Genomic DNA, 22,831 nt, shown 5'->3' with positions numbered 1-22,831 from the left:
ATGTTTAGCGCCTTCTTTATCGAGCGACCTAAATTTGCTCTGGTTATTTCAATTATTCTTACCCTGGCCGGGGCCATTGCTATCACCATCTTGCCCGTTGCGGAATATCCCGCAATTTCACCCCCGCAGGTTGTGGTGAGTGCAACCTATGCCGGCGCCTCAGCTGAAGTGGTAGAGGAAACCGTTGGTATACCCATAGAAGAAGTAGTCAACGGTGTTGAAGGCATGATTTATATGTCCTCAAAAAGCGCCAATGATGGCAGCTATAGTTTATCGGTTTCGTTTGAAGTGGGGTCAGACCCGGATATGGCTTTGGTGCGGGTACAAAATCTGGTGAAATTGGCAGAGCCAAAATTACCTCAGGAAGTGCGCCAACTCGGTTTGGATATTGATAAAAAATCGCCGGATATTTTATTAATCGTTAGCGTGATGTCACCGGATGAAAGTCTGGACTACGCCTTTATTTCCAACTACATCAAAATCAATGTGCAAAGTAATCTGGCTCGGATCAAGGGTGTTTCCAAAGCCGATATTATGGGGGCGGCAGATTATTCTATGCGCCTGTGGCTGGACCCAAACCATATGGCCACCCTGGGTATTACTACCTCGGATATTTTAAATGCCCTGAACGAACAAAATGTACAGGTGGCGGCGGGTAAAATTGGTGCGCCACCTTTTACCGGCCCCCTGCAAACTGAATACAGTTTACAAACCAAAGGTCGACTGAAAACACCGGAAGAATTTGGCAGCATTGTTTTAAGAGCCAATACCGATGGCTCAGCGATTTATTTACGCGATGTTGCCAGAGTAGAACTGGGACAGTCAGATTATAGTATTGAAGGTGAGTTTGATGGCAAAGTGGCCGCCAATCTTGCGGTCTACTTACTGCCAGATGCCAACGCCCTTGAAACCGGCCGTCTGGTTAAAGAAGCAATGGAAGATATGTCCGTGTACTTTCCCGGGGGCCTGGACTATTCCATTGGTTACGATACCACGCGTTATATCGAAACCTCCGTCATGCAAGTGGTCGGCTCCTTAATGGAAGCGGTGGTGCTGGTTATCCTGATTACATTTATTTTCCTCGGTAATCTTCGTTCCACCCTGGTGCCTGCTGTGGCTATCCCGGTATCGCTGGTTGCTACCTTTGCCATACTGTTAGCGATTGATATGAGTATCAATACTGTCACCTTATTTGCCTTAATACTGGCGATAGGAATTGTGGTCGATGATGCCATATTGGTGATAGAAAATACCGACCGCTTACTGGAAAGCGATCCGTCGCTAACGCCTAAAGCGGCGACCTTGCAAACCATGCGGGAAGTGACCGGGCCGATTTTAGCCACCACCCTGGTTTTACTGGCGGTGTTTGTGCCGGTGGCGTTACTGCCCGGTATTACCGGCGTTATGTATCGGCAGTTTGCGGTTACCATTTGTGTGGCGGTATTAATTTCCTCGTTAAATGCACTGACCTTAAGCCCGGCCTTGTGCAGCTTATTATTAAAATCCGGTGGCCAACAGGAGTCGGCCTGGTTTGCTATCTTTAATCGCTACTTTAATCGTTTGCGGGAAAAATACGGCCGCGGTGTTGCCTGGTTAGTCAGGCGTACCAGCTTAATCGTACTGGTTTTTGCCGGTATTATTAGCGGTCTGGTTATGGGCGTTATCAATATGCCGACAGGCTTTGTGCCGCCGGAAGATAAAGGTTTATTTTTTGTGAATGTGCAATTGCCGGATGCCTCTTCCATTAACCGCACCGAAGATGTCGTCGAAAAATTAGTTGAGATTGTTGAACAAGAACCCAATGTAGAAAGTGTTACCTCTATTACCGGTTTTAGTATTTTAGGCGGTTCGGCAAAAAGTAATGGTGGTACTTTATTTATTGTATTAAAGCCCTGGGATGATAGACCGGGCTTTGAAAATATGGTGTTTAATATTGTCCGCAAGGTCAATGCTGCTGCCTATAAAATGATCCCCGAAGCGCAGATTATGTCGATACCGCCACCGGCCATTCCGGGTATGGGTGTTGCCGGCGGGATGGAATTTGTTTTGCAGGATACCCTGGGCAGGCCCCACTCAGAATTAGCCTCGGTGATGAATCAATATATTGCCGAAGCCAATCAACAGCCAGAACTCACCCGGGTGTTTAGTACCTACCGCGCCAATGTGCCGCAATACTTTATTGATATTGATCGGGTTAAAGCCAAAACGCTGGGTGTACCCCTGACAGAAATATTTAATACGCTGCAAGCCCAATTGGGTTCTATGTATATCAATGACTTTAATAAATTTGGCCAAACCTATCAGGTAAAAATGCAGGCCGAATCCGATTATCGTTCTGACCTGACGGACTTAAAGAAATTTTTTGTTCGCTCCAATAGTGGTGAAATGATTCCGCTGCGCACCCTGGTCACCAGCAAGCCTGTGCTGGGCCCCGATGTTGCCGAACGTTTTAACCTCTATCGCTCAGCAACTATCCGCGCCAGTGCAGGGGAGGGCTATAGTTCCGGTGAGGGTATTAAAGCGATGGAACGTTTAGCACGGGAAATACTGCCTGACGGTTATCGCTTTGCCTGGACGGGGATGAGCTACCAGGAAATACAAGCCGGTAATACCGCCATCTATGCCTTCTTATTTGCGATGATTTTTATCTATTTATTTTTGGTCGCCCAATATGAAAGCTGGTCCATTCCGCTAGCCATTATTTTAGTGGTGCCGCTGGCGGTGGCCGGTGCTATTGGCGCGTTAATGGCGGTGGGTCTGGCGTTAAATCTCTATGCCCAAATTGGTCTGGTACTACTGATTGGTATGGCCGCTAAAAATGCCATTCTTATTGTTGAGTTTGCCCGCTCCCTCAGAGAGGGAGAGAACAAGAGTATTACGGAAGCGGCTGAGACGGCTGCGCGCTTGCGTTTTCGTGCGGTGAATATGACAGCCGTGTCTTTTATTCTCGGTATTCTGCCCCTGGTCTTTGCCACCGGCGCCGGTATGTTTGGCCAAAAATCATTGGGTATTACCGTGTTTGGCGGCATGTTGGCAGCGCTGATTATCGGCACCCTGGCCATACCGGGATTTTATGTGATGGTACAAACCCTGCGTGAAAGCCTTAAGAAACGCTTTAGTAGCGGGGAGCAGGCCAACTCACCCTAGCCTAAACGTCGATAAATTATACAAAATACGCTGGATCAAGAGCCTTTTATTTCGGTAAGTCATTGTATTGTATTGACAATTTTTATCTGGCCCTAAACTTGCAAATACTCTTTATAGATCGTTTTTAGAATTTATGGAGTAGTAGGATGTTGTTAGGAAAGAAATTAGCCACCAGCGCATTAATGGTAGGCGCCAGCTTGTTTTCCATCGCCAGTCAGGCCCTTGTTATCGACTTTACCAGCTCAGCCTGGCAGGGTGCGAATAGCCAGACCACCTTTAGCAATGGTGGCGTTACCTTAACCGGCTCTGACACGATGACCTTTAATGGCTCCAGTGGTGAGCGCAATGGCTGTAATGCCAGCAGCTCTGAAATTGACCCTACACCGGGCATTCCTCTTGCCTGTGATGGCGACGGTATCGGTATTCGCGGCAGTGATGAGATAACCGGTAACAGCTCTCAATCCCTGACCATCACCTTTGATAATGCCGTAAATATTATTCAGATAGAGCTATTGGACCTATTTGATAATGAAGGCAGCAACGGTGACCCTGAAGTCGCTATCTTTACTCTGGGTTCAGATGTAGAGACCTTTGATGGTATTTTTGCTCCAGGCAATAACGGTGGCTATGTTGCTACCGGTTATACCGCCAGTGATGTGACCTCTTTAACCCTGACCGCCGGTGCAGACACTTGGTCAGACTATGCCCTTGCGCGGATTACTACCGGTGTTAATAGCAGCAGCACCCCAGTTGCAGAGCCTTCAAGCCTGGCACTCCTTGGCCTTGGTCTACTCGGTTTGGCCAGAGCCAGAAAGAACGGTTAAGCTAAAGCCTGATAGATGGTAAAAGCCCCTTTTTTAAGGGGCTTTTTTATTTGAATAAACGGTTTATAAGAGAAAAGTAGGGTGGATTATAATCCACCAAACCCAGCCAGAAGCCGTCATAAGCGGTGGATTATAATCCACCCTACGTTTAGAAAGAGTCGAATAAGCCCTTAAGACCCGACAGCGTATCCTGGCCCCGCTGCTGATTAAGCTCCAAATCCTTTTCTTCCCCTTCCCAGACCAAATCATCGTAGGGCAGTTCATCCAAAAACCGGCTGGGGGCACAATCAATTAACTCACCATATTGCTTACGCTTGCCGCAGTAAGTGAGCGCCAGTGTTTGCTTGGCGCGGGTAATTCCCACATAACAAAGCCTGCGCTCTTCCTCGATATTATCTTCTTCAATGCTAACGCGGTGAGGCAGAATTTCTTCTTCTACGCCAATCACATACACATGGGGAAACTCCAAACCTTTGGAGGCATGCAGGGTCATCAGTTGCACCTGATCCATCGATTCATCATCTTCCTCCTGCCGGTCCATTAAATCCCGCAGCACTAATTTGGCCACGGCAGCTTGAATATTATCCTCATCGTCGTCGGCTTTTTCGAGGGTGGACTGCAGTGAATCAATCAGGGTAAAAACATTGGCCATGCGCCGTTCTGCCACAGCACTACTGGAGCTGTTTTGATGTAGCCAGGCTTCATAATCAATATCACTGACCATCTCGCGGATGGCGGCCATCCCTTCGCCGCTGTCACAGCGCTGAGTAACACGGTTCATCCAGGCGGAGAATTGCCGCAGCCGTTTGACACTGGCTTCCGGCAGGCTTTGCTCAATCCCCATTTCATCACAGGCATCAAACATACTGATACCCCGTTCCGTGGCGTAGGTACCCAAACCTTCCAGCGTGGATGCGCCGATCTTGCGCCTGGGCACATTGACGATACGTAAAAAGGCATTGTCATCATCGCGGTTAATCAGCAGCCGCAAATAAGCCATGATGTCTTTAATCTCATTGCGGGCAAAAAAGGAGGTACCGCCGCTGATTTTATAAGGCACGTTATGCACCTGAAATTTCAGCTCCAGCAACCGGGCCTGAAAATTGCCCCGGTAAAGCACCGCAAAATCCGCATACTGACCATGGCCGCGCACCCGGCGGTCGAGGATTTCAGTCACCACTCGCTCGCACTCGGCCTCTTCATTGCGGCAGCGAATCACCCGAATCGGGTCGCCATAGCCCAGCTCACTCCATAGTGCCTTTTCAAACACATGGGGGTTATGGTCAATCACATGGTTGGCGGCTTTCAGGATACGGGCTGTGGAGCGATAATTTTGCTCCAGCTTGACTAATTTCAGGTTGGGATAGTCATCTTGCAACTGTGCCAGATTCTCCGGGCGGGCCCCGCGCCAGGCGTAAATCGATTGGTCGTCATCCCCAACCACTGTTAGCTTGCCCCTGTCACCAATGAGCATCTGGACTAGTAAGTACTGACTAATGTTAGTGTCCTGATACTCATCCACTAGCAGATAGTGGATGCGGCGCTGCCAGCGTTGCAACACCTCAGGGAACTGCTGAAACATCTGTACCGGCAGTAAAATCAGGTCATCAAAGTCCAGCGCATTATAGGCTTTAAGGGCCCGCTGGTAGCGTAAATAGGCTTGGGCGCAGAGCATATCAGCGGGGCCATCGGCCTGGGCAATAGCCTGCTCAGGGTTCACCATATCGTTTTTCCAGTTGGAAATACGGTGCTGGATATGGTCCGCCTGGTCGTTGTCTTCGCCATGCTCTTGAATCAGCAGGTCTTTGATCAGGGCTTGCGCATCCTGGGCATCAAAAATCGAGAAGCCACTCTTATAGCCCAGGCATTGATGCTCTTTACGAATAATCCGTAAGCCCAGATTATGGAAAGTAGAAACAATCAAGCCCCGCGCCGCCGGGCCAGAAACCAACTGTGATACCCGCTCCTTCATCTCCCGCGCCGCCTTATTGGTAAAGGTCAGCGCCGCGATATTACGGCCCTTGGTGCCGCATTCCTCAATCATATAGGCGATTTTACGGGTAATAACGCTGGTCTTACCGCTGCCCGCTCCGGCAAGTACCAAAAGCGGGCCGTCGATATATTTCACGGCTTCTTGTTGGCGGGGGTTTAGCTTACTCAAGGGGTGGGCTCATGGACTAAAAAACGGCTGTGGAATCAATCAAGGGCGGGCATTGTAGCAGCCGGTTTCCGCCAGTAGGAGGCTTTGCGGGCCCTTATGCAGAAATCACAGAAAAAAATCTTGCATAAATACTAGAAATTCTATTAGATAACGCCTATAACTACTTGATATTGAAATGAATATAACTTTTTTGTCATATTAATAAAAACAATTTCAAGAACAGGCCAGTAAGGTCTGCAATAAACCGGAAATAAAACGGCTGTAAAACCGTAGTAATTTGCTTGAAGGATCGAGCACCACTGGGGATAGGCTTCGACGGAGGCCGCCGCTGAGCAATAGGTATTAAAATGCACGACTCTATGGCGCGAATACTGCTTTTAGGCAGTAACCTCGCCGAATATCGCCGATTTGAAGCGATGCTGTCATCAATACAGCACAACTCATTTCAGCTGCTGTGGTGTGAGCAGCTGGACAACGGCAGGGCTGAAATAGCCTCGGGAAACTATGATGTAGTCCTTCTGGACTGTCAGCATCAGCCTGACGCTGCCTTGACCCTTCTGCAAGAGACCCTGGAACAGGGCTGCCTACTCCCCATTATTGCCCTGACCGCCGAAGTCGATAACACCGCCTCCCAGCAAGCGCTGCAATATGGTGCTGCCGATTACCTCTCTCTGGACAATCTCGACGGCTATGTGTTCCAGCGCTGTATTGGCTATGCCATCGACAAAAGCCAGGTCGATAAAAAAATTAACCAGCTCAACCTCTACGACCCCCTAACCGGTATTCCCAATCGGATGTTATTCCGCCAGACCATGGAGCGGGCGATTGAACTGGCCAAGACCCAACAAATTTCACTGGCACTGTTATTAATTAATCTCGATGGCTTTAAAAAGGTTAACGAAAGCTATGGCAGCGAAGCTGGCGACCGCTTAGTGGCGACCATGGCCCAGCGCCTGACCCGCTGCGTGCGCAAGAGCGATGGTATTGCCCGAGTAGGTGGCGATGAATTTACTCTGGTGTTGGAAGACTGCCACGGCAATGACGATGTTGCGTTGGTGGCGAAAAAAGTAATCGATGTATTATCAGCCCCCTTTACCGTGGCTGGCCAACCGTTGATAGTCAGTTGCAGTATCGGTGTTGCTATTTACCCTGACGCTGGCGAATCCGTGGATGATTTATTAAAACGCGCCAATATGGCGATGTTAGAAGCCAAGACACAACGGGGCAGCCAATATAATTTTTATAACGAAGAAACCAATGCCGATGCCATGCACCGGTTAAATCTGGAATCCGATCTTCGTCGCGCCCTGCGCAAAAATGAGTTTGAAATGTACTACCAGCCCCGTGTTGCTATTGGCACCGGTGCTACTGTCGGTATGGAGGCGTTAATTCGCTGGCGTCACCCAACCCGCGGTTTAGTGTCCCCCAAAGAATTTATTCCAGTGGCAGAAGAGTGTGGCTTAATTGTGCCTATTGGTTACTGGGTGATCCAGCAGGCCTGCGAAGATATGCGCTCCTTTGATGAAAGCGGCCACGACAGTTTGGATATAGCGATCAACCTGTCCTTTAAACAGTTACAGGATAATATGTTTGTCGATACTGCCACTCGTATTATTGAACAAAGCGGTGTTGATGCCAGTCGTTTGGAATTTGAATTAACCGAAACGGCGATTATGTCGAACTACCAGCAGACCTACGAAGGGATGATGGCCTTAAGCAAGCTTGGCATAACTTTCTCCTTAGATGATTTTGGCACCGGCTTTTCATCCTTTGCCCATATCCAGCGCCTGCCGATTTCCGCATTAAAAGTCGATCGCAGTTTTGTCCGCAATGTCGTTAAAAATAATGACGACGGTATTATTGTAAAAGCCATGATTAATCTGGCCCACAGTTTACGTTTGCAAGTGATTGCGGAAGGCGTAGAAACTTTGGATCAGGTGCAGTTCCTTTGGCAAAATCATTGTGATCAAGTGCAGGGGTTTTATTTTAGCCCTGCAGTGAGTGCGGCAGACTTTAATTTAATGATTGATCAAGGGGCAACAGCCGCAATTTAGTAGTGGTAGCTTGATTTTTTAAACCCCTAATTTTTACTCCCCTTGCCCAGTGAATCTGCGGCCTCTATAGCAAAAAAACACGCTACGTGTTTTTTTGTCAAAAGTGTCAAAAATGCGCTGGCTTTTAAAAGCCTTTTCTCCGAACATGACGCCTGACATTAGTTGTCACAATTGATTATGAAAAATTTGATATGGATTTTGGGTTTCCTAACAAATAATTAGCTCAAAAATACGTTCAGGGAAGCATAAGCATTTGCAGCGCCCTTCTTGAAAGCAGCCGCGTAATTAGATACCCAAATAATATCAGCAATAAGGGTTTCGCTCTTTATTGAAGGCGATATAGCGGATATATGGCAAGTCAACGCCGATGCATCCTTATGGCATTTTTCTAACCTGCGGCGGCTTTAGTCTAATTCAGTAAACGGGCATTAATTAGGAAAGGGCATTCACATGATGTTTATTTACTGCCCGGTGTCCTATTAGCTGCCAGACAGTACATCCTGTTTTTTATCCCCCCCCCCCCCCTCACAGTTATTGATATTGACCAATTACAGAAAAAACTAACAGATATGTTTGTCAGTATTAAAGGCTGGCTTACAGCTAACTGTGTCAGCCCTATGGCTACTAAGATTTATTGAGGCTTGGTAGCAGAGCTTAAAAAGTTTGGTGAAAATTATGGGTAGGTGACATACCTAAATTGTTGTTTTTGAAAGTTTCTGGAAGCGATGTGTGGCAATTGATAATTGCTGGGTATAAATTACTAAAAAACACGCTCCGTGATTAAGGATAAAAACGTAACTCCGATAAAGTCGACGTGTCTTGCTCATTAATACGTTGAGGCTCTTGTCATTGTGTTTTTTAATGCTTGCCATAAAAAACACGGAGCGTGTTATTCAATAGTAAAAAACACTATAAATTGGTTATAAATCAAAAAAAAATCATTTTTTTAAAAATACTGTTGTCTAAAAATATTATCGGTGATATTTTCCCCTTTGAAATAAATGATTCAAAAACTCAATACGGAATATGAGGAATCAAAGGGAAATATATTCAGCCAGTTCTTTTTGGCCTTCTGGTCGTTACATATAGCGCGGCAATATCGTGCGCAACCGGCTTCCTATAATAAATTCCGACACCCTGGTTACCTGATTAGATCTGCTAATCAGTTTTATCGTGTGCGTTAAGTTATGGTGGTTACAGCTACCCGGCGCTGCTTTTGCTCGCCCCCCAAAAAACTTGCCGCCTTGTGTTGTTGGCTGGCCTGTGCCTGATTAATGGAATGTTATTAATCTACATACAGGACAGTGATTTTATTGTTTGCCCGTGGAAGGAATTGCGCATGTTAAGATTTCAAAGGTTACAAGTTTTAAATGTTTTAAAGCTAAAAGAACTAAAAGAATTACAACACAAAAACCAAAGTCAGATAACAAAGCCCCCAGCCTCGGTGGTGAGTAAAAAACTTAAGCTCACCTCATTAGTCGCAATGGCATTGCTTGGCCAAAGCGGGTTGGTCCATGCTGCTTGTGATGGTTGGAATGGCCCAGATGGTAGTTGTGGTGAAAGTGCCTATACTCTAGCAAAAAGCTGGTGTGACGCTGAGGCAGCATCCATTGGTAGTGATATTGGCGAGATCACAGTATGGAGTACTGCTAACCCTGTCGATATACAAGCCACTTGCGGTTTACTCAATATTGTAGAGGGTGAAAAGCGGGGGGTAGGTATACGTCATGCAGCGGTTTATAAAAGGGGTGAGTTTTATAACGATGATGACAAAGATAACGATGACTGCTCTAGTAACGCTCAGCAGGCATCATCCAGTGAAAAGGCCGGTAATCCAATCAACATAAGAACCGGTGTTAAAACACAAATTGAAAACGATATTACCGCGCCGGTAGGGTCAGAGTTAGGGGTTACAAGGCACTACAGCCGGTCTGAATATACCGATGCGCAGTGGCGTTGGCACTTTGCCTACAGTGGCAAACACTTAAACCTAAGAGAGCTACGCTTTTTATTACCCTGCCCGGGAATCAATACATCTTGTACAGATTACGACCGAGTTGAGCTATATATCGATGCTCATCAGCAAAATGGCACCATAGCGCGCCTTGGTTCTGCCGTCGATTTTGTAGATGTGCCCAGCGATACAACTGGGCAGGATGTCTATAAGCTGTTTAATCCACAAAGCACCAGCAAGCGCCGAGGCTTAAGTGCCAGCTTTAACGACAGCGCAAACCGTTGGGAGTTAAGCAACCATCAAGGCACCGAGTACTACAACATTGACGGTAAGTTTATTGGTGCTAAAAAAAATAACGGCTACCACTACACCATAACCCTTGAGTCAAACGGTGAGGTTGACCGCGTTGATGACAGTGCCGGGCACTGGCTGGACTATACCTTTGGGCAAGACCCATTGGCTAACAACTACGGCAAAATAGAATTTATAGAAAGCTCAACCGGTGAAGTGGTTCACTACACCTATGATGCTAGCGGTCGCCTGACACATGCCGGTTACGGTGAAGATAAAAATAACCTTGCAGCTTTTGTGTACCGCCAGTACCACTATGAAGACCCAGCCTATACCGCAGGCTTAACTGGCATTACCGACGAGAACAACCAACGCTACGCCAACTGGACCTATGCCAACTTCCCTGACGAAGGTTGGGCTGGCACCAGTAGCTCCCATGGTTCATTGGGTGCCTTGAGCTACCAGGATTTAGTTACCGCACTGGCAGACCCTGACTACAGCAACACTAACCTTGTTGACTTTACCGCTATCAACTACAGCGTTGAAGGCACCAGCGGTGCCGATGCGACTCAAGTGATTAACCCGTTGGGTAAAAAAACACAGTATGAATTTACGGTCATACCCAGAAACGGTCATATTGATGAGCGCAACAAAGGCTTTGAAAGAATCAAAGGCGTAGAAACCACCAGCTGTGCCCGCACTTGGGAAAAATATGAATACGACAGCTACGGTTACATAAAAACAAAAACCCGCAAAAGCGCAAGCTTTGGGGCAATCTGGAGTGACGAGCGAGTTACCTATATCAACGATGAGAATGGTTTACCGCTGACCATCACCACTAAGGACAGCCTGGGCCCAGTGCGTACCGTAAAAAACCAATGGAACGCAGCGCGGCAAATAACCGATGAAACCGTGGGTACTGATGGGAATGTGACTAACGATACAGTACACACCCATTACGAATACCTGCCCAACAGCCGGCTCAGTAAAAAAACGGTTACCGACCTGACAAACTATACAAGCCCTTACGCCAGCAATGGCAAAACCCGAACCTGGGACTACAGCTACACCTATTGGGATGCCGAGCAAGCGCAGCTCAAAAATCAAACAGTTGATGGCCCCCGTACTGATGTGGCTGACATCGCCACCTTTGAATACAACACCCATGGCCAACTAATAAAATCTACCAACGCCCTTGGCCATGTTACCCAAGTGCTTGAGCATAGCCCCCATGGCCACCCCGGCAAAATCATTGATGCCAATGGAGTAGAAACCCGCATGGGCTACACCTTCAGAGGTTGGCTAGAAACAGTGACCATAGAAAACGGCACAGAAGACGTTGTAACCACATTGACCTATGACGATGTTGGCCTGGTAACCGGCATCACACTGCCCAATGGCAGCAGCCTTCAGTACCACTACGACAGCGCCCATAGGCTGTATCAAGTGACCGACAGTAGTGGCGCCAGTATTGAGTACACGCTGGATAACGCAGGTAACCGCATAGCTGAAGTGATTAAAGACAGTGGCGGGCTTATTGTAAAAAGCCAAACGCAGGTTTTTGATGAGCTAAGCCGTTTGCAACAAACACTGGGTGCCAATAACCAAAGTGTCAGTTATGAGTACGACCTTAACGATAACCCGGTGACTACCATCGATGGCAAAGCAAAACAAAGTAGTGCCAGCTTTGATGGCTTTGACCGCTTAACCGAACAGGTTGACCGCAGCAACTACAGCAGCCAGTACAGCTACGACACAGAAGGGCGCATCACCAGCGTTACCGACCAGAGAGGTTTAATAACCACCTACCAATACGATGGTTTGGGTAACCTGATGCAAGTCATTAGCCCTGACAGCGGTACTACGACCTACACCTACGATGCGGCAGGCAATCGCTTGAGCCAAACCGATGCCAGAGGTGTGGTTGCCCTCTATACCTACGATGCACTCAACCGGCTAACAAATACCAGCTACCCGGCCAATAGCGCAGAAAATATCAGCTACAGCTACGACGATATCAGCGCCAACAACAAAGGTATTGGCCGCATGACAAGCGTAAGCGATGAAACAGGTAGCAGCAGTTACCAGTATGACTTTATGGGTAACGTGGTAAACAAAACCACGCTTATAGGTAGCATCCAATACACGACCGAATACAACTACAACTCTTTGGGTCAGGTGAGCAGTATGACCTACCCGAGTGGCCGCATAGTGCATTACAGCTACGATAGCCTTGGCCGCGCTACTGGTATCAGTACGCAACAAGATGCTGCTGCCAACATCGAGCCGCTTGTTAGTGCGGCCACTTACCTGCCTTTTGGTGGACTAACAAGCTATACCTTCGGTAACGGTATTGTGCAAAACCTGAGTTATGATCAAGACTACCGGCTTAACAGTAGTACAGCACAGGGTACCGTTAACCCTCTGGAGCTAACCTATAGCTACGACCTCAATAATAATGTAGGTAGCATTGCAGATGTACTAAATGGCGCTAACGACCAAAGTTTTGTCTATGACGCCAATGACCGTCTGCAACAAGCGGTAGGTGAGTACGGTCAGCTTGATTATCAGTATGATGGTGTAGGTAACCGAACCCAAAAGACCACAACAACAGCTACACAGGCAACCACCGAAACCTACCACTACAGCCCTAACAGTAATCAGCTAAACCATATAGATAGTGCTGGTAGCCTGTTAAACCCTGTACGTATTTTTCACTACGACGCCAAGGGTAATTTAACCAAGCAAAACACAGCCAATGGCCGCGAGACGAACTACGTGTACAACGAGGCTGGCAGGTATGTGCAGCTAGACCTGTTGCAAAACTTGCGCGTGCTCTATAGCTACAACGCCTTGGGCCAGCGTGTCACCAAAACCGCCATAGGTGGTGCCCCCTTACTGATCATTACCACTATGATCAAGCTGGCCGCTTGCTTTCCATTACCAGTGCCGCAGGTGATGTAAAAAAAGACCATATCTACCTCAATGAAATCCGTGTCGTTAGCAAAATTGATGGCCTTTACCTGAACGAGTGGGCAGGCTTTGAAGGCGGCGCCGATACCGACACCGACGGCATACCGGATGGTGCTGATAATTGCCCCCTGGAGGCAAACCCCAACCAAAGTGATGCTAACAACAATGGCATTGGCAATGTTTGTGAGCCACAACAAATTACCGTAGCAAGCCTTGGCTCAGAAGATGGCTACCTGAGGGAGTCAGGTGAAAATACAGAAGTTGGTGGCTATCGAAATCACTGGAGTAAAAACGGTAAATCACTTCGCATTGGTGATGACCAAATTAACCGCCAATACAAAGCCGTAATCTCTTTTGATTACCCCGAGTTGCCTGATAACGCCATCATCAGTGCCATTAATTTACAGCTTAGCCGTAGCAGTGGCGGCCTGGTAGGTGATACCAGCGCGTTAGGGAGTATGGGAATTGAACTAAAGTCAGGTAATTTTAGTGACAACAAAGCGTTACAAAATTCAGACTTTGAGGCGTCAGCTACTGACACCTATGTCGGTACATTGGTTGATGGCTTAACCGCTACCGCAAGTATCAACAGTAATGGGGTTTCACTCATAGAGGCCGCCAACAATGCGGGAGTAAAAAAAGTTCAGTTGCGTTTAAGTTTCAGCACCGATGACAACAATGACTCATCTTATGACTACATCGGTTATTTCAGTGGTAGGGCCAGTAATAGTGCATATCACCCAATATTAACCATCAACTACCTATTGGCAGATTAAGGAGAGTCGTGATGAGAAGGATTACAGCATGTATAAAGCCTGTGCTATGGGTTATTGTTACAGTGTTTGTTGCAACAACAGCTAGGGCAGAAATTGGAACTTACTATATTCATAATGATCACCTGGGTACGCCGCAGGTAGTAACAGATGAAAATCAAACGGTAGTTTGGCAGGCGAATAAAAAGCCGTTTGGTGAAACAGAAGAGGTGGTGAGTGGTATAGATCAACAGGCTCGGTTTCTTGGTCAGTATTTTGATGAAGAGAGTGGGTTGGCTTATAACTACTATCGGGATTATGATCCGAGTACAGGGAGGTATATTCAGAGTGATCCGATTGGTAGGTTATATGATTATCGTGATCCACAGCTTCAAATTGCAATTCAGGTAGGCCTGGTAAATCCATATGGAGATGAGTATGCCCCCTAAATCATATATATAATTATGTGGATCAAAATCCACTTAATTACTATGATCCAGAAGGCTTGGCAAAAAAGAAATATAACAAACCGGCGAACCCCAATAAGAAACCTGCACCGGATCACAGGAAACCAGGTGGCGAAAGAGAGCGAAATGTTAAGCACCCAAATGGTGAAGAGCATTCTAGACGTCCGAAAGGCGGGTTTAGCCCAAGGATTCCATTATTAATATTACCTTTTGATCCAGGGCCTATTGTTTTACCAGTTGACCCATACCATGATGTTCCTAATGAGTGTTGATGCTATATAGGGCGAATATGAAAGAACACTTTGATTTAATACATGATCTCCTTAAGCGAAAAGAATACGATAGCGTATTGGACTTGATATTTAATCCAAAGCTTTTTGTAATTGAATCTCCTTATTGTGAAGACTTAAATCACGCTTGGTTTATTGTTGGCGATATTTTTTATAAAAAGGGGAGCTACGAGAAGGCTATCTCTTCGTTTAAAAAATCTCTAGACGATTGGCCGGAAGATATTGAGGCGATGTTAGCATTAGCAAATTGTTATTCAGAAGTTAGTTTGCCAAAAAAAGTAGAAGAGCTATTAAAAAAGGCTAAAAGTATAGCCCCTGAAAATGGTTCCATTTCTTATAATTTAGCCAATTCACTTTTTGATCAAGGTGAATACCTTCGAGCGATTAGCTTGTATAAAGAGGTTGATTGCGCCGATATTGAAATTTATGAAATGGCGAAGAAAAACATTAAAAAATCCAGGGCTATGTTGAAGAAAAAATCTTCTGATAGTTATTAATTAATGCTCAACATGGAAGGTGATCAGTATAAGCCCAGCGAAAGCTGGGCTTATATCATTTACATCGTAGTAATAATCAACTGACCGTGTTTCACCACCACCGTCACCGGCGTATCAATCGTAAATCCCGCCTTGAGGAACGCTGGCGGGCCTTGGGCTGGATGAAAGCGCTGGTGGGTGTAGTGATCTACACCGAGCGCGAGGGTGATGTAGTACGGGTGATCTCTGCCCGAAAAGCGACAAAACGCGAGGTAAGCCATTATGAAAAAAGCATCAAAGACTAACTGGGACGCATTCAAAACTATAAGGAGAGGCGCCGACTAACCGATGACAACAATGACTCATCTTATGACTACATCGGTTATTTCAGTGGTAGGGCCAGTAATAGTGCATATCACCCAATATTAACCATCAACTACCTATTGGCAGATTAAGGAGAGTCGTGATGAGAAGGATTACAGCATGTATAAAGCCTGTGCTATGGGTTATTGTTACAGTGTTTGTTGCAACAACAGCTAGGGCAGAAATTGGAACTTACTATATTCATAATGATCACCTGGGTACGCCGCAGGTAGTAACAGATGAAAATCAAACGGTAGTTTGGCAGGCGAATAAAAAGCCGTTTGGTGAAACAGAAGAGGTGGTGAGTGGTATAGATCAACAGGCTCGGTTTCTTGGTCAGTATTTTGATGAAGAGAGTGGGTTGGCTTATAACTATTATCGAGATTATGATCCGACGACAGGGAGGTACATTCAATCTGATCCTGTTGGGTTGGTTGACGGCTCTAACACATATACATATGTCCAAAACAACCCTTTAATACAAGTCGACCCATTGGGTTTATGGTCCGTAAGTGTGGATGGCTATTTTGGAATAGGTGGTCCTGGTGGCGGGGTATCATTCGGGAAAAACCCGAATGGCACTGCCTTTGTTAGTGTAAGGGTGGGAGCTGGAGCTGGAGCAGGAATTGGATTTGATCCTGATGGAACAAGCCCAGCATATGACAGTTGTAAAAATGAAGATTCGGAGTACCTTGGGGTTTATTCAAAGGCTGAGGTAGGTATTGGAATTACGGTCGGTGCCGAGGCGAATGCTGGCGTTGGTAAGGAAGGTGGGACTTATTCAAAGGCTAATACAACCGATGGTATATCTAATAAAGCTAAACTTAGTGCGCAAGTTGGTGTTGGGGTCGAGAGAACTTATAATTTTAAATAACGGAAGTGAGTAATAATGTTGTATTTAAGAAAAGTAGTGGCTTTTAGCTCATTAATAATACTCATATTCCCGGTGATTGTATTGTGGTCAATTGTGTCGCCGTGGGAAGAGGCTGGCGAGCTGCTGAGAAAAACATATCAGCCTGATTTGGTTGTTCGTGTCGGGGGAGAGCGTAAATTGTCCGCTTACAGCGATAAAGTGTTTTCTGCCAAGTATTTATTAATACCAAACTTAAAAGTAGTCAGTGTAATGCAGAGAAACTCTGGTCCGCTAGAAATAGAAGAAGAAAAGTTGGGAATTTATGTGCTAATAACTGGAGTTTTTATTCCTCTTATGGCCTTTGTTTTCATAGGTATTCCAGAGTTTAAAAAATATCTAGGGGGAGATAAGGTCAGGCGCCGATAATAAAGGAGGTCGGACGTATTATAACTACTATCGGGATTATGATCCGTCACTGGGAAGATACATTCAGAGTGATCCGATTGGCTTGAGAGGTGGTCTTAATACTTATGGGTATGTTTACCAGAACCCTCTAATGTATATAGATCCAACTGGTGAAAGTGGGATCAGAAAGTTTGTTCAAGCAGTGGGAGTTGCAGTAGGAATTGTTACAGGTGATAAGGCTGTTGGGCCTCGAGATCCGACACCTAATGAAGTTGTACAACAAGAAAATCAGAAAAAAGAAAGAAAAGAAAAAGGAAGTGATAATGGAAAAGATGGTAAGGCTAAGAGTAAAGGTCCTGGGCCAGGTGGTGCCAGCGCATACTCACCTGTAGACTTTGCTCTATACAATACATGTGCTGCTGGTGTGGCTCCGTGCAAAATGTGTAAGGCTTTTGGTCTTCCTGCTCCGCATTGTGACGATCCAAAATGTCCGACAGAAATTTAACTTTTGGGCGGATTTAAAATATGTCTGATGAAAAAAAATTAGCTACTGCTAATCAAGAATTCAATAAGGGTGATTATTCGCTAGCGCTCAGTAAGTATATTGAGCTTGCTGAATCTGGAAATTATGGCTGTGCCAGAAGGCTTGGCTATATGTATTACTCTGGCCTTGGTGTCGAAAAGAGTCTGAATAAATCTCTTTACTGGCTACAGTTTTTTCCTGAGAAAGTAGATGATTATTCTAGTTACTTAATGGCAAAGATATATTTGGATACAGAACGATCAGACGCAGCTTATGATTTGTTAGAGGCTCTATCTTCGCATGATTATATGCCAGCCCTTTACCGTTTAGGTGTTGTAAACTTAAAGAGTGGGGGTAAATCAAATATAGCTTTGGGTGTTGAGTTACTAAAGAGATCGATAAAACAGGGACATACAAAGTCAAAAATTGATTTGGGGCTTTATTATTTAAAGTCAGGAATAGACCCTTTCAAAAAAATATTAGGGGCTTGGTATGTCTTGGGCGCAGTAATTAACTCATTTTTTATCGCCCTTCGAGACAAACATGATGATCGTTTAGTCTTTTGAATAAGAGTAGACTTGGAGTCAGGTGGACATTAAATAACACTGAGACACCGTATCACTTACCCGCGTGTCACATGGCTTGCTAAAAAAGCAAAAGCAGCAACCCATGCGCCACGCTACATCGCGCGAGATTCAAGTTCGGCTCGTTCGTTCCCAAGACAAGGTCAAAGGCACCTCCGTCACTACCGTTCCTCCGGGTAGCGCTTGCGCACTACACAGTCAATAGTGGTAGGGCCAGTAATAGTGCATATCACCCAATATTAACCATCAACTACCTATTGGCAGATTAAGGAGAGTCGTGATGAGAAGGATTACAGCATGTATAAAGCCTGTGCTATGGGTTATTGTTACAGTGTTTGTTGCAACAACAGCTAGGGCAGAAATTGGAACTTACTATATTCATAATGATCACCTGGGTACGCCGCAGGTAGTAACAGATGAAAATCAAACGGTAGTTTGGCAGGCGAATAAAAAGCCGTTTGGTGAAACAGAAGAGGTGGTGAGTGGTATAGATCAACAGGCTCGGTTTCTTGGTCAGTATTTTGATGAAGAGAGTGGGTTGGCTTATAACTACTATCGGGATTATGATCCGTCATTGGGGAGGTATATTCAGAGTGATCCTAGGGGCATTCTCTTAGACTTCAGTGATCCGCAGCGGCAGGTTGCAATGGATATGGGTCTAAGCTTTCCAAATTATGATTATATTCATGGTCTTAACCATAATTATAATTATGTTGGTGGAAACCCGGCTGGGTATATTGACCCTACAGGGGAGGGGGCTGTAGGTATTATTGTTCCAGTAGTCGTCACAGGGTTAGGGCTTGTGATTTATTACGATTGTATGGAAAAGTGTACTAAGAAAAAACAAAACGAAGAGGACTGCTCTGCTGGTCAAGCAACTAGTGAGTGTGCACAAGTTTGTAACCCGATTATAAAGTTAATGACATCTCCTACTAGTACTGCTGGGGCTGGGGTTGGTGCTGCAAAAGCTGCTGGCAGTGAAGCTGGTAGTAATTTTTAATTAGGGATGCGTATGAAAATTTCAAAGCAATTGGTTCTAGCAAATTCTGTTGTTTTAGTACTTATTTTTGTGGTTTTTTTTGCTTGGCTGCTAGGTGAGTCAAGCAAAGAATTCCTATCATACTTAGGTGCTCAATCAATTTTGGCGTTGTATGCTGCCATGAGTCTAAGTTCTGGCTATACATTATATATTTTATACTTGTTATTTAAAGGTAGCCCGAAGGGAGTTAACCTCGTGATTACATGGAATGTGTTTTTAGCTATGTTTATTTTAATTCCGTGGCTAGGGGGCATGCTAGTCAATATTACTATCATGATACCTATATTCCGATTGATTTTGATTTTGAAAGTATTTTGAAAATATTCTTTAGTGCTTCATTATTAGTGCTTTCATTTTTTTTTAAGAGAGCAAAAAAAGAAGCAGTTTAAGAAACTATAGAAACTATAAGGACAGGCGCCGACTAAAAAGGACAGCGCATATCAGAGGGTTTCAAGGCCACTAATGCACAACAAGCCATGCATTAACGAATGAAATGCCTATTATAGAAAAACACACAAGAAAAGCTATGCTGGAGGTATAGGCATACATCGAGCACATGGCTAGATAGAGAAACAGTTTGATTGGTCAGTTATCTAGGCAGTTTTGCCTATCAGTTTAGGCCGCCTTCGCCCAAAGCGCTGACGATGCAGCGCTTCAAACCGCGTAGCACTGCTGAGCCAGGTTTTACGATTGATGGATAACCGTTGAAGAATATTAGGCAAACGAGAGCCACCGATCACGAATGGACGAAGAAAAACTATAAGGACAGGCGCCGACTAACCGATGACAACAATGACTCATCTTATGACTACATCGGTTATTTCAGTGGTAGGGCCAGTAATAGTGCATATCACCCAATATTAACCATCAACTACCTATTGGCAGATTAAGGAGAGTCGTGATGAGAAGGATTACAGCATGTATAAAGCCTGTGCTATGGGTTATTGTTACAGTGTTTGTTGCAACAACAGCTAGCGCAGAAATTGGAACTTACTATATTCATAATGATCACCTGGGTACGCCGCAGGTAGTAACAGATGAAAATCAAACGGTAGTTTGGCAGGCGAATAAAAAGCCGTTTGGTGAAACAGAAGAGGTGGTGAGTGGTATAGATCAACAGGCTCGGTTTCTTGGTCAGTATTTTGATGAAGAGAGTGGGTTGGCTTATAACTATTATCGGGATTATGATCCTTCATTGGGGAGGTATATTCAGGCTGACCCGCGAGGGATTACTTTAGACTTTAGTGATCCACAAAGGATGTTAGCTAAAAATACAGGTATAGCTATTCCTGAGAAAATAGGTGTTCATGGGTTGAATAATATATTTGGGTACGCTAATCAGAGCCCTATTTCAGAAATCGATCCTACAGGGGAAAACCCTGTTGCATTCGCGATAGTTATTACTACGGCAACAGCTTTGATTTTGGCGTATGAAGACTGCATGAAAAAGTGTAAAAATAGAAAAGATAAAGAATGCAAAGATAATAACACTGGTAACAGAAACGCTGGGCAATGCGCAGATGAATGTAGTCCATTCTTGTCGCTATTGAATGCCCTTGGGCCTGCTTTGTAATCGTAATAATAAGGATGTTTTTATATGAAACTAAGAGCCTTTTGGGTATTTGTTCCTTTAAATACATTGATTTATATTTTGCTAATTGTTCAGTTCTTGGCGTTTATATTTTATGTAAATACAGAAGTATCGATAGCATATAAATTTTTCATAATAGTAATGGCTTGCTGGTTATCTGTTTGCACAATCATGCTTGTAAGGCGAAGAGAGTGGGGCGTACTAGCTCTATATCGACGAATATTTCTATTATTTTATTATATATAGTAGTTAAAGTTTATGGCGCATATCTAGAGAGCGAAAAAATAGGGAGCGTATATAAAGTAATCGTTGATAGAGGTTCTTCATCAGATGTGCTGTGGGTATTTATAATGCTACTAATTTTATGTTCATCTATTTATCTCTGTACTGATAATGCAAAGGAGAGGTTCAATAAAGTGGATGATTAATCCACCTTGCAGGAGCACTTAGGCTTCTTGCCAGAAAATAAGTAGCCAAGTCCGTATTCAAAATAAAAAGCCCCAGTAGAAATTCTACAGGGGCTTTCTTCGTTATACAGCGGTGATAACCAGCTTCCCGTGTCTCACCAAAACTGTCACCGGCGTATCAATCGTAAATCCCGCCTTGAGGAACGCTGGCGGGCCTTGGGCTGGATGAAAGCGCTGGTGGGTGTAGTGATCTACACCGAGCGCGAGGGTGATGTAGTACGGGTGATCTCTGCCCGAAAAGCGACAAAACGCGAGGTAAGCCATTATGAAAAAAGCATCAAAGACTAACTGGGACGCATTCAAAACTATAAGGACAGGCGCCGACTAACCGATGACAACAATGACTCATCTTATGACTACATCGGTTATTTCAGTGGTAGGGCCAGTAATAGTGCATATCACCCAATATTAACCATCAACTACCTATTGGCAGATTAAGGAGAGTCGTGATGAGAAGGATTACAGCATGTATAAAGCCTGTGCTATGGGTTATTGTTACAGTGTTTGTTGCAACAACAGCTAGCGCAGAAATTGGAACTTACTATATTCATAATGATCACCTGGGTACGCCGCAGGTAGTAACAGATGAAAATCAAACGGTAGTTTGGCAGGCGAATAAAAAGCCGTTTGGTGAAACAGAAGAGGTGGTGAGTGGTATAGATCAACAGGCTCGGTTTCTTGGTCAGTATTTTGATGAAGAGAGTGGGTTGGCTTATAACTACTATCGGGATTATGATCCGTCACTAGGAAGATACATTCAGAGTGATCCAAGAGGTGTTCTCTTGGACTTCAGTGATCCCCAGAGGCAGGTAGCCGCGCAAATGGGATTGGGTATTCCAGATTATCCATATGTATCTTCACTTAATCATGTATATGGTTATGCCGGACAGGACCCAGTTAACTATATTGATCCGACCGGAGAGGGGGTTGTAAAGTTAGCTATAAAAGTTGCCAATAAAGTAGGCTTTGATTTTGATGGACCTAAAAAAAGCAAGGATGGAATGCGCATATGCCAAATCAGATATAAGAAGAAGCCTATTTTTAGATTAGATAAACATCCTATTAGCCCAACAGATAGGACTCCTGTAGTACACTTTCATGTGGCCCCAAACATGAAAAAACATAGGAAAGTTCCTGGGTTTTAATTAGTGAGATTATGTATGAATAGTGAGAGTAAAAGTGACTTTTGTGCATTAATTAGAGAGGTGGTTTTATCGGAAATCACCTTCGACATTTTTTATGAAAGAATAGATAAATTTCCGGATAAAAATTTTCTTCAAGAAGAGGTTGTATTAGATATATATCACGCGATTCAGCATTTTAGTATTGATGGTGAGTTAGATATAGATCGTAAGGGTGATAATAAAAAAGCTCTTGATAAGATATTAGAGATTGTTGATTGTTTTGAAAATGAAACCGTTGAAAATACTCAATTACTTATAAAACAGTTTTTTTTACTATAAAGATAGAATAATAGATACAGTGCCAAACAACGGCGAGACACCGTGTCACTCACCCGCGTGTCACATGGCTTGCTAAAAAAACAAAGGCAGCAACCCAAGAGTAAGCTATTAAACTATAAGGACAGGCGCCGACTAAAAAGGACAGCGCATATCA

Annotated in this window: 19 protein-coding genes; 18 read left to right on the top strand and 1 reads right to left on the bottom strand. The window is 44.8% G+C overall.

All coding sequences use genetic code 11. The annotated features are described in order from the left end of the window. Nucleotides 1-3,147: an efflux RND transporter permease subunit gene (locus BST96_RS07340; RefSeq protein WP_085758075.1), complete on the top strand. Its 3,147-nt coding sequence runs from the start codon at nucleotides 1-3 to the stop codon at nucleotides 3,145-3,147. A gap of 146 nt (nucleotides 3,148-3,293) precedes the next feature. Further along, nucleotides 3,294-3,971 (top strand): PEP-CTERM sorting domain-containing protein, encoded by a 678-nt coding sequence (locus BST96_RS07335; RefSeq protein WP_085758074.1) that lies wholly within the window; start codon nucleotides 3,294-3,296, stop codon nucleotides 3,969-3,971. A 148-nt stretch (nucleotides 3,972-4,119) separates the two neighbouring features. Here BST96_RS07335 and rep read toward each other — a convergent pair whose 3' ends face one another. Next, on the bottom strand, nucleotides 4,120-6,132 hold the full coding sequence (gene rep, locus BST96_RS07330; RefSeq protein ID WP_085758073.1) for a DNA helicase Rep: 2,013 nt from the start codon (nucleotides 6,130-6,132) through the stop codon (nucleotides 4,120-4,122). A 347-nt stretch (nucleotides 6,133-6,479) separates the two neighbouring features. On the opposite strand from rep, the gene BST96_RS07325 reads away from it, so the two are divergent. From BST96_RS07325 to BST96_RS07245, 16 genes are all read left to right on the top strand, one after another. Continuing rightward, entirely contained in the window at nucleotides 6,480-8,186 is a 1,707-nt protein-coding gene (locus BST96_RS07325; protein WP_085758072.1) for a two-component system response regulator, read from the top strand. A gap of 1,339 nt (nucleotides 8,187-9,525) precedes the next feature. Beyond that, on the top strand, nucleotides 9,526-13,395 hold the full coding sequence (locus BST96_RS07320; RefSeq protein WP_169713945.1) for an RHS repeat domain-containing protein: 3,870 nt from the start codon (nucleotides 9,526-9,528) through the stop codon (nucleotides 13,393-13,395). Then, entirely contained in the window at nucleotides 13,362-14,180 is an 819-nt protein-coding gene (locus tag BST96_RS07315; protein ID WP_157117893.1) for a thrombospondin type 3 repeat-containing protein, read from the top strand. Before BST96_RS07320 ends, BST96_RS07315 begins: the two co-directional genes overlap by 34 nt. Nucleotides 14,181-14,191: 11 nt before the next feature. Continuing rightward, entirely contained in the window at nucleotides 14,192-14,605 is a 414-nt protein-coding gene (locus BST96_RS21255) for an RHS repeat domain-containing protein (protein ID WP_085758070.1), read from the top strand. A gap of 307 nt (nucleotides 14,606-14,912) precedes the next feature. Beyond that, on the top strand, nucleotides 14,913-15,410 hold the full coding sequence (locus BST96_RS07300) for a tetratricopeptide repeat protein (protein ID WP_169713944.1): 498 nt from the start codon (nucleotides 14,913-14,915) through the stop codon (nucleotides 15,408-15,410). Nucleotides 15,411-15,496: 86 nt separating this feature from the next. Further along, nucleotides 15,497-15,694, top strand: coding sequence for a BrnT family toxin (locus tag BST96_RS07295; RefSeq protein WP_206045419.1), 198 nt, complete (start codon nucleotides 15,497-15,499; stop codon nucleotides 15,692-15,694). 161 nt (nucleotides 15,695-15,855) lie between these two features. Further along, the gene (locus BST96_RS21250; protein WP_085758066.1) at nucleotides 15,856-16,626 is read left to right on the top strand and encodes an RHS repeat-associated core domain-containing protein; all 771 of its coding nucleotides are present in this window, start codon (nucleotides 15,856-15,858) and stop codon (nucleotides 16,624-16,626) included. Nucleotides 16,627-16,641: 15 nt separating this feature from the next. Next, entirely contained in the window at nucleotides 16,642-17,031 is a 390-nt protein-coding gene (locus BST96_RS07285; RefSeq protein WP_085758065.1) for a hypothetical protein, read from the top strand. After that, the gene (locus BST96_RS20720; RefSeq protein WP_085758064.1) at nucleotides 17,012-17,515 is read left to right on the top strand and encodes an RHS repeat-associated core domain-containing protein; all 504 of its coding nucleotides are present in this window, start codon (nucleotides 17,012-17,014) and stop codon (nucleotides 17,513-17,515) included. The genes BST96_RS07285 and BST96_RS20720 overlap by 20 nt, the downstream gene beginning before the upstream one ends. A gap of 20 nt (nucleotides 17,516-17,535) precedes the next feature. After that, on the top strand, nucleotides 17,536-18,099 hold the full coding sequence (locus tag BST96_RS07275; protein WP_085758063.1) for a tetratricopeptide repeat protein: 564 nt from the start codon (nucleotides 17,536-17,538) through the stop codon (nucleotides 18,097-18,099). Between the two features lie 298 nt (nucleotides 18,100-18,397). After that, entirely contained in the window at nucleotides 18,398-19,117 is a 720-nt protein-coding gene (locus BST96_RS07270) for an RHS repeat domain-containing protein (protein ID WP_085758062.1), read from the top strand. A 12-nt stretch (nucleotides 19,118-19,129) separates the two neighbouring features. Next, nucleotides 19,130-19,474: a hypothetical protein gene (locus tag BST96_RS07265; protein WP_085758061.1), complete on the top strand. Its 345-nt coding sequence runs from the start codon at nucleotides 19,130-19,132 to the stop codon at nucleotides 19,472-19,474. Nucleotides 19,475-20,057: 583 nt separating this feature from the next. Continuing rightward, nucleotides 20,058-20,729 carry an RHS repeat domain-containing protein gene (locus BST96_RS21245; protein ID WP_085758060.1) on the top strand — a complete coding sequence of 224 codons (672 nt, stop codon included), beginning with the start codon at nucleotides 20,058-20,060 and terminating at the stop codon, nucleotides 20,727-20,729. A gap of 575 nt (nucleotides 20,730-21,304) precedes the next feature. Further along, nucleotides 21,305-21,502, top strand: a complete 198-nt coding sequence (locus BST96_RS20715) for a BrnT family toxin (RefSeq protein WP_206045418.1) — start codon at nucleotides 21,305-21,307, stop codon at nucleotides 21,500-21,502. Nucleotides 21,503-21,663: 161 nt separating this feature from the next. Further along, nucleotides 21,664-22,359 carry an RHS repeat domain-containing protein gene (locus BST96_RS21240; protein WP_085758058.1) on the top strand — a complete coding sequence of 232 codons (696 nt, stop codon included), beginning with the start codon at nucleotides 21,664-21,666 and terminating at the stop codon, nucleotides 22,357-22,359. A gap of 15 nt (nucleotides 22,360-22,374) precedes the next feature. Beyond that, nucleotides 22,375-22,677: a hypothetical protein gene (locus tag BST96_RS07245; RefSeq protein ID WP_085758057.1), complete on the top strand. Its 303-nt coding sequence runs from the start codon at nucleotides 22,375-22,377 to the stop codon at nucleotides 22,675-22,677. The last annotated feature ends 154 nt before the right edge of the window (nucleotides 22,678-22,831 follow it).

This window comes from Oceanicoccus sagamiensis (assembly GCF_002117105.1).
In the GTDB taxonomy this organism is placed as follows: domain Bacteria; phylum Pseudomonadota; class Gammaproteobacteria; order Pseudomonadales; family Dasaniaceae; genus Oceanicoccus; species Oceanicoccus sagamiensis.
This window is presented reverse-complemented; position numbering and strand designations above follow the sequence as displayed.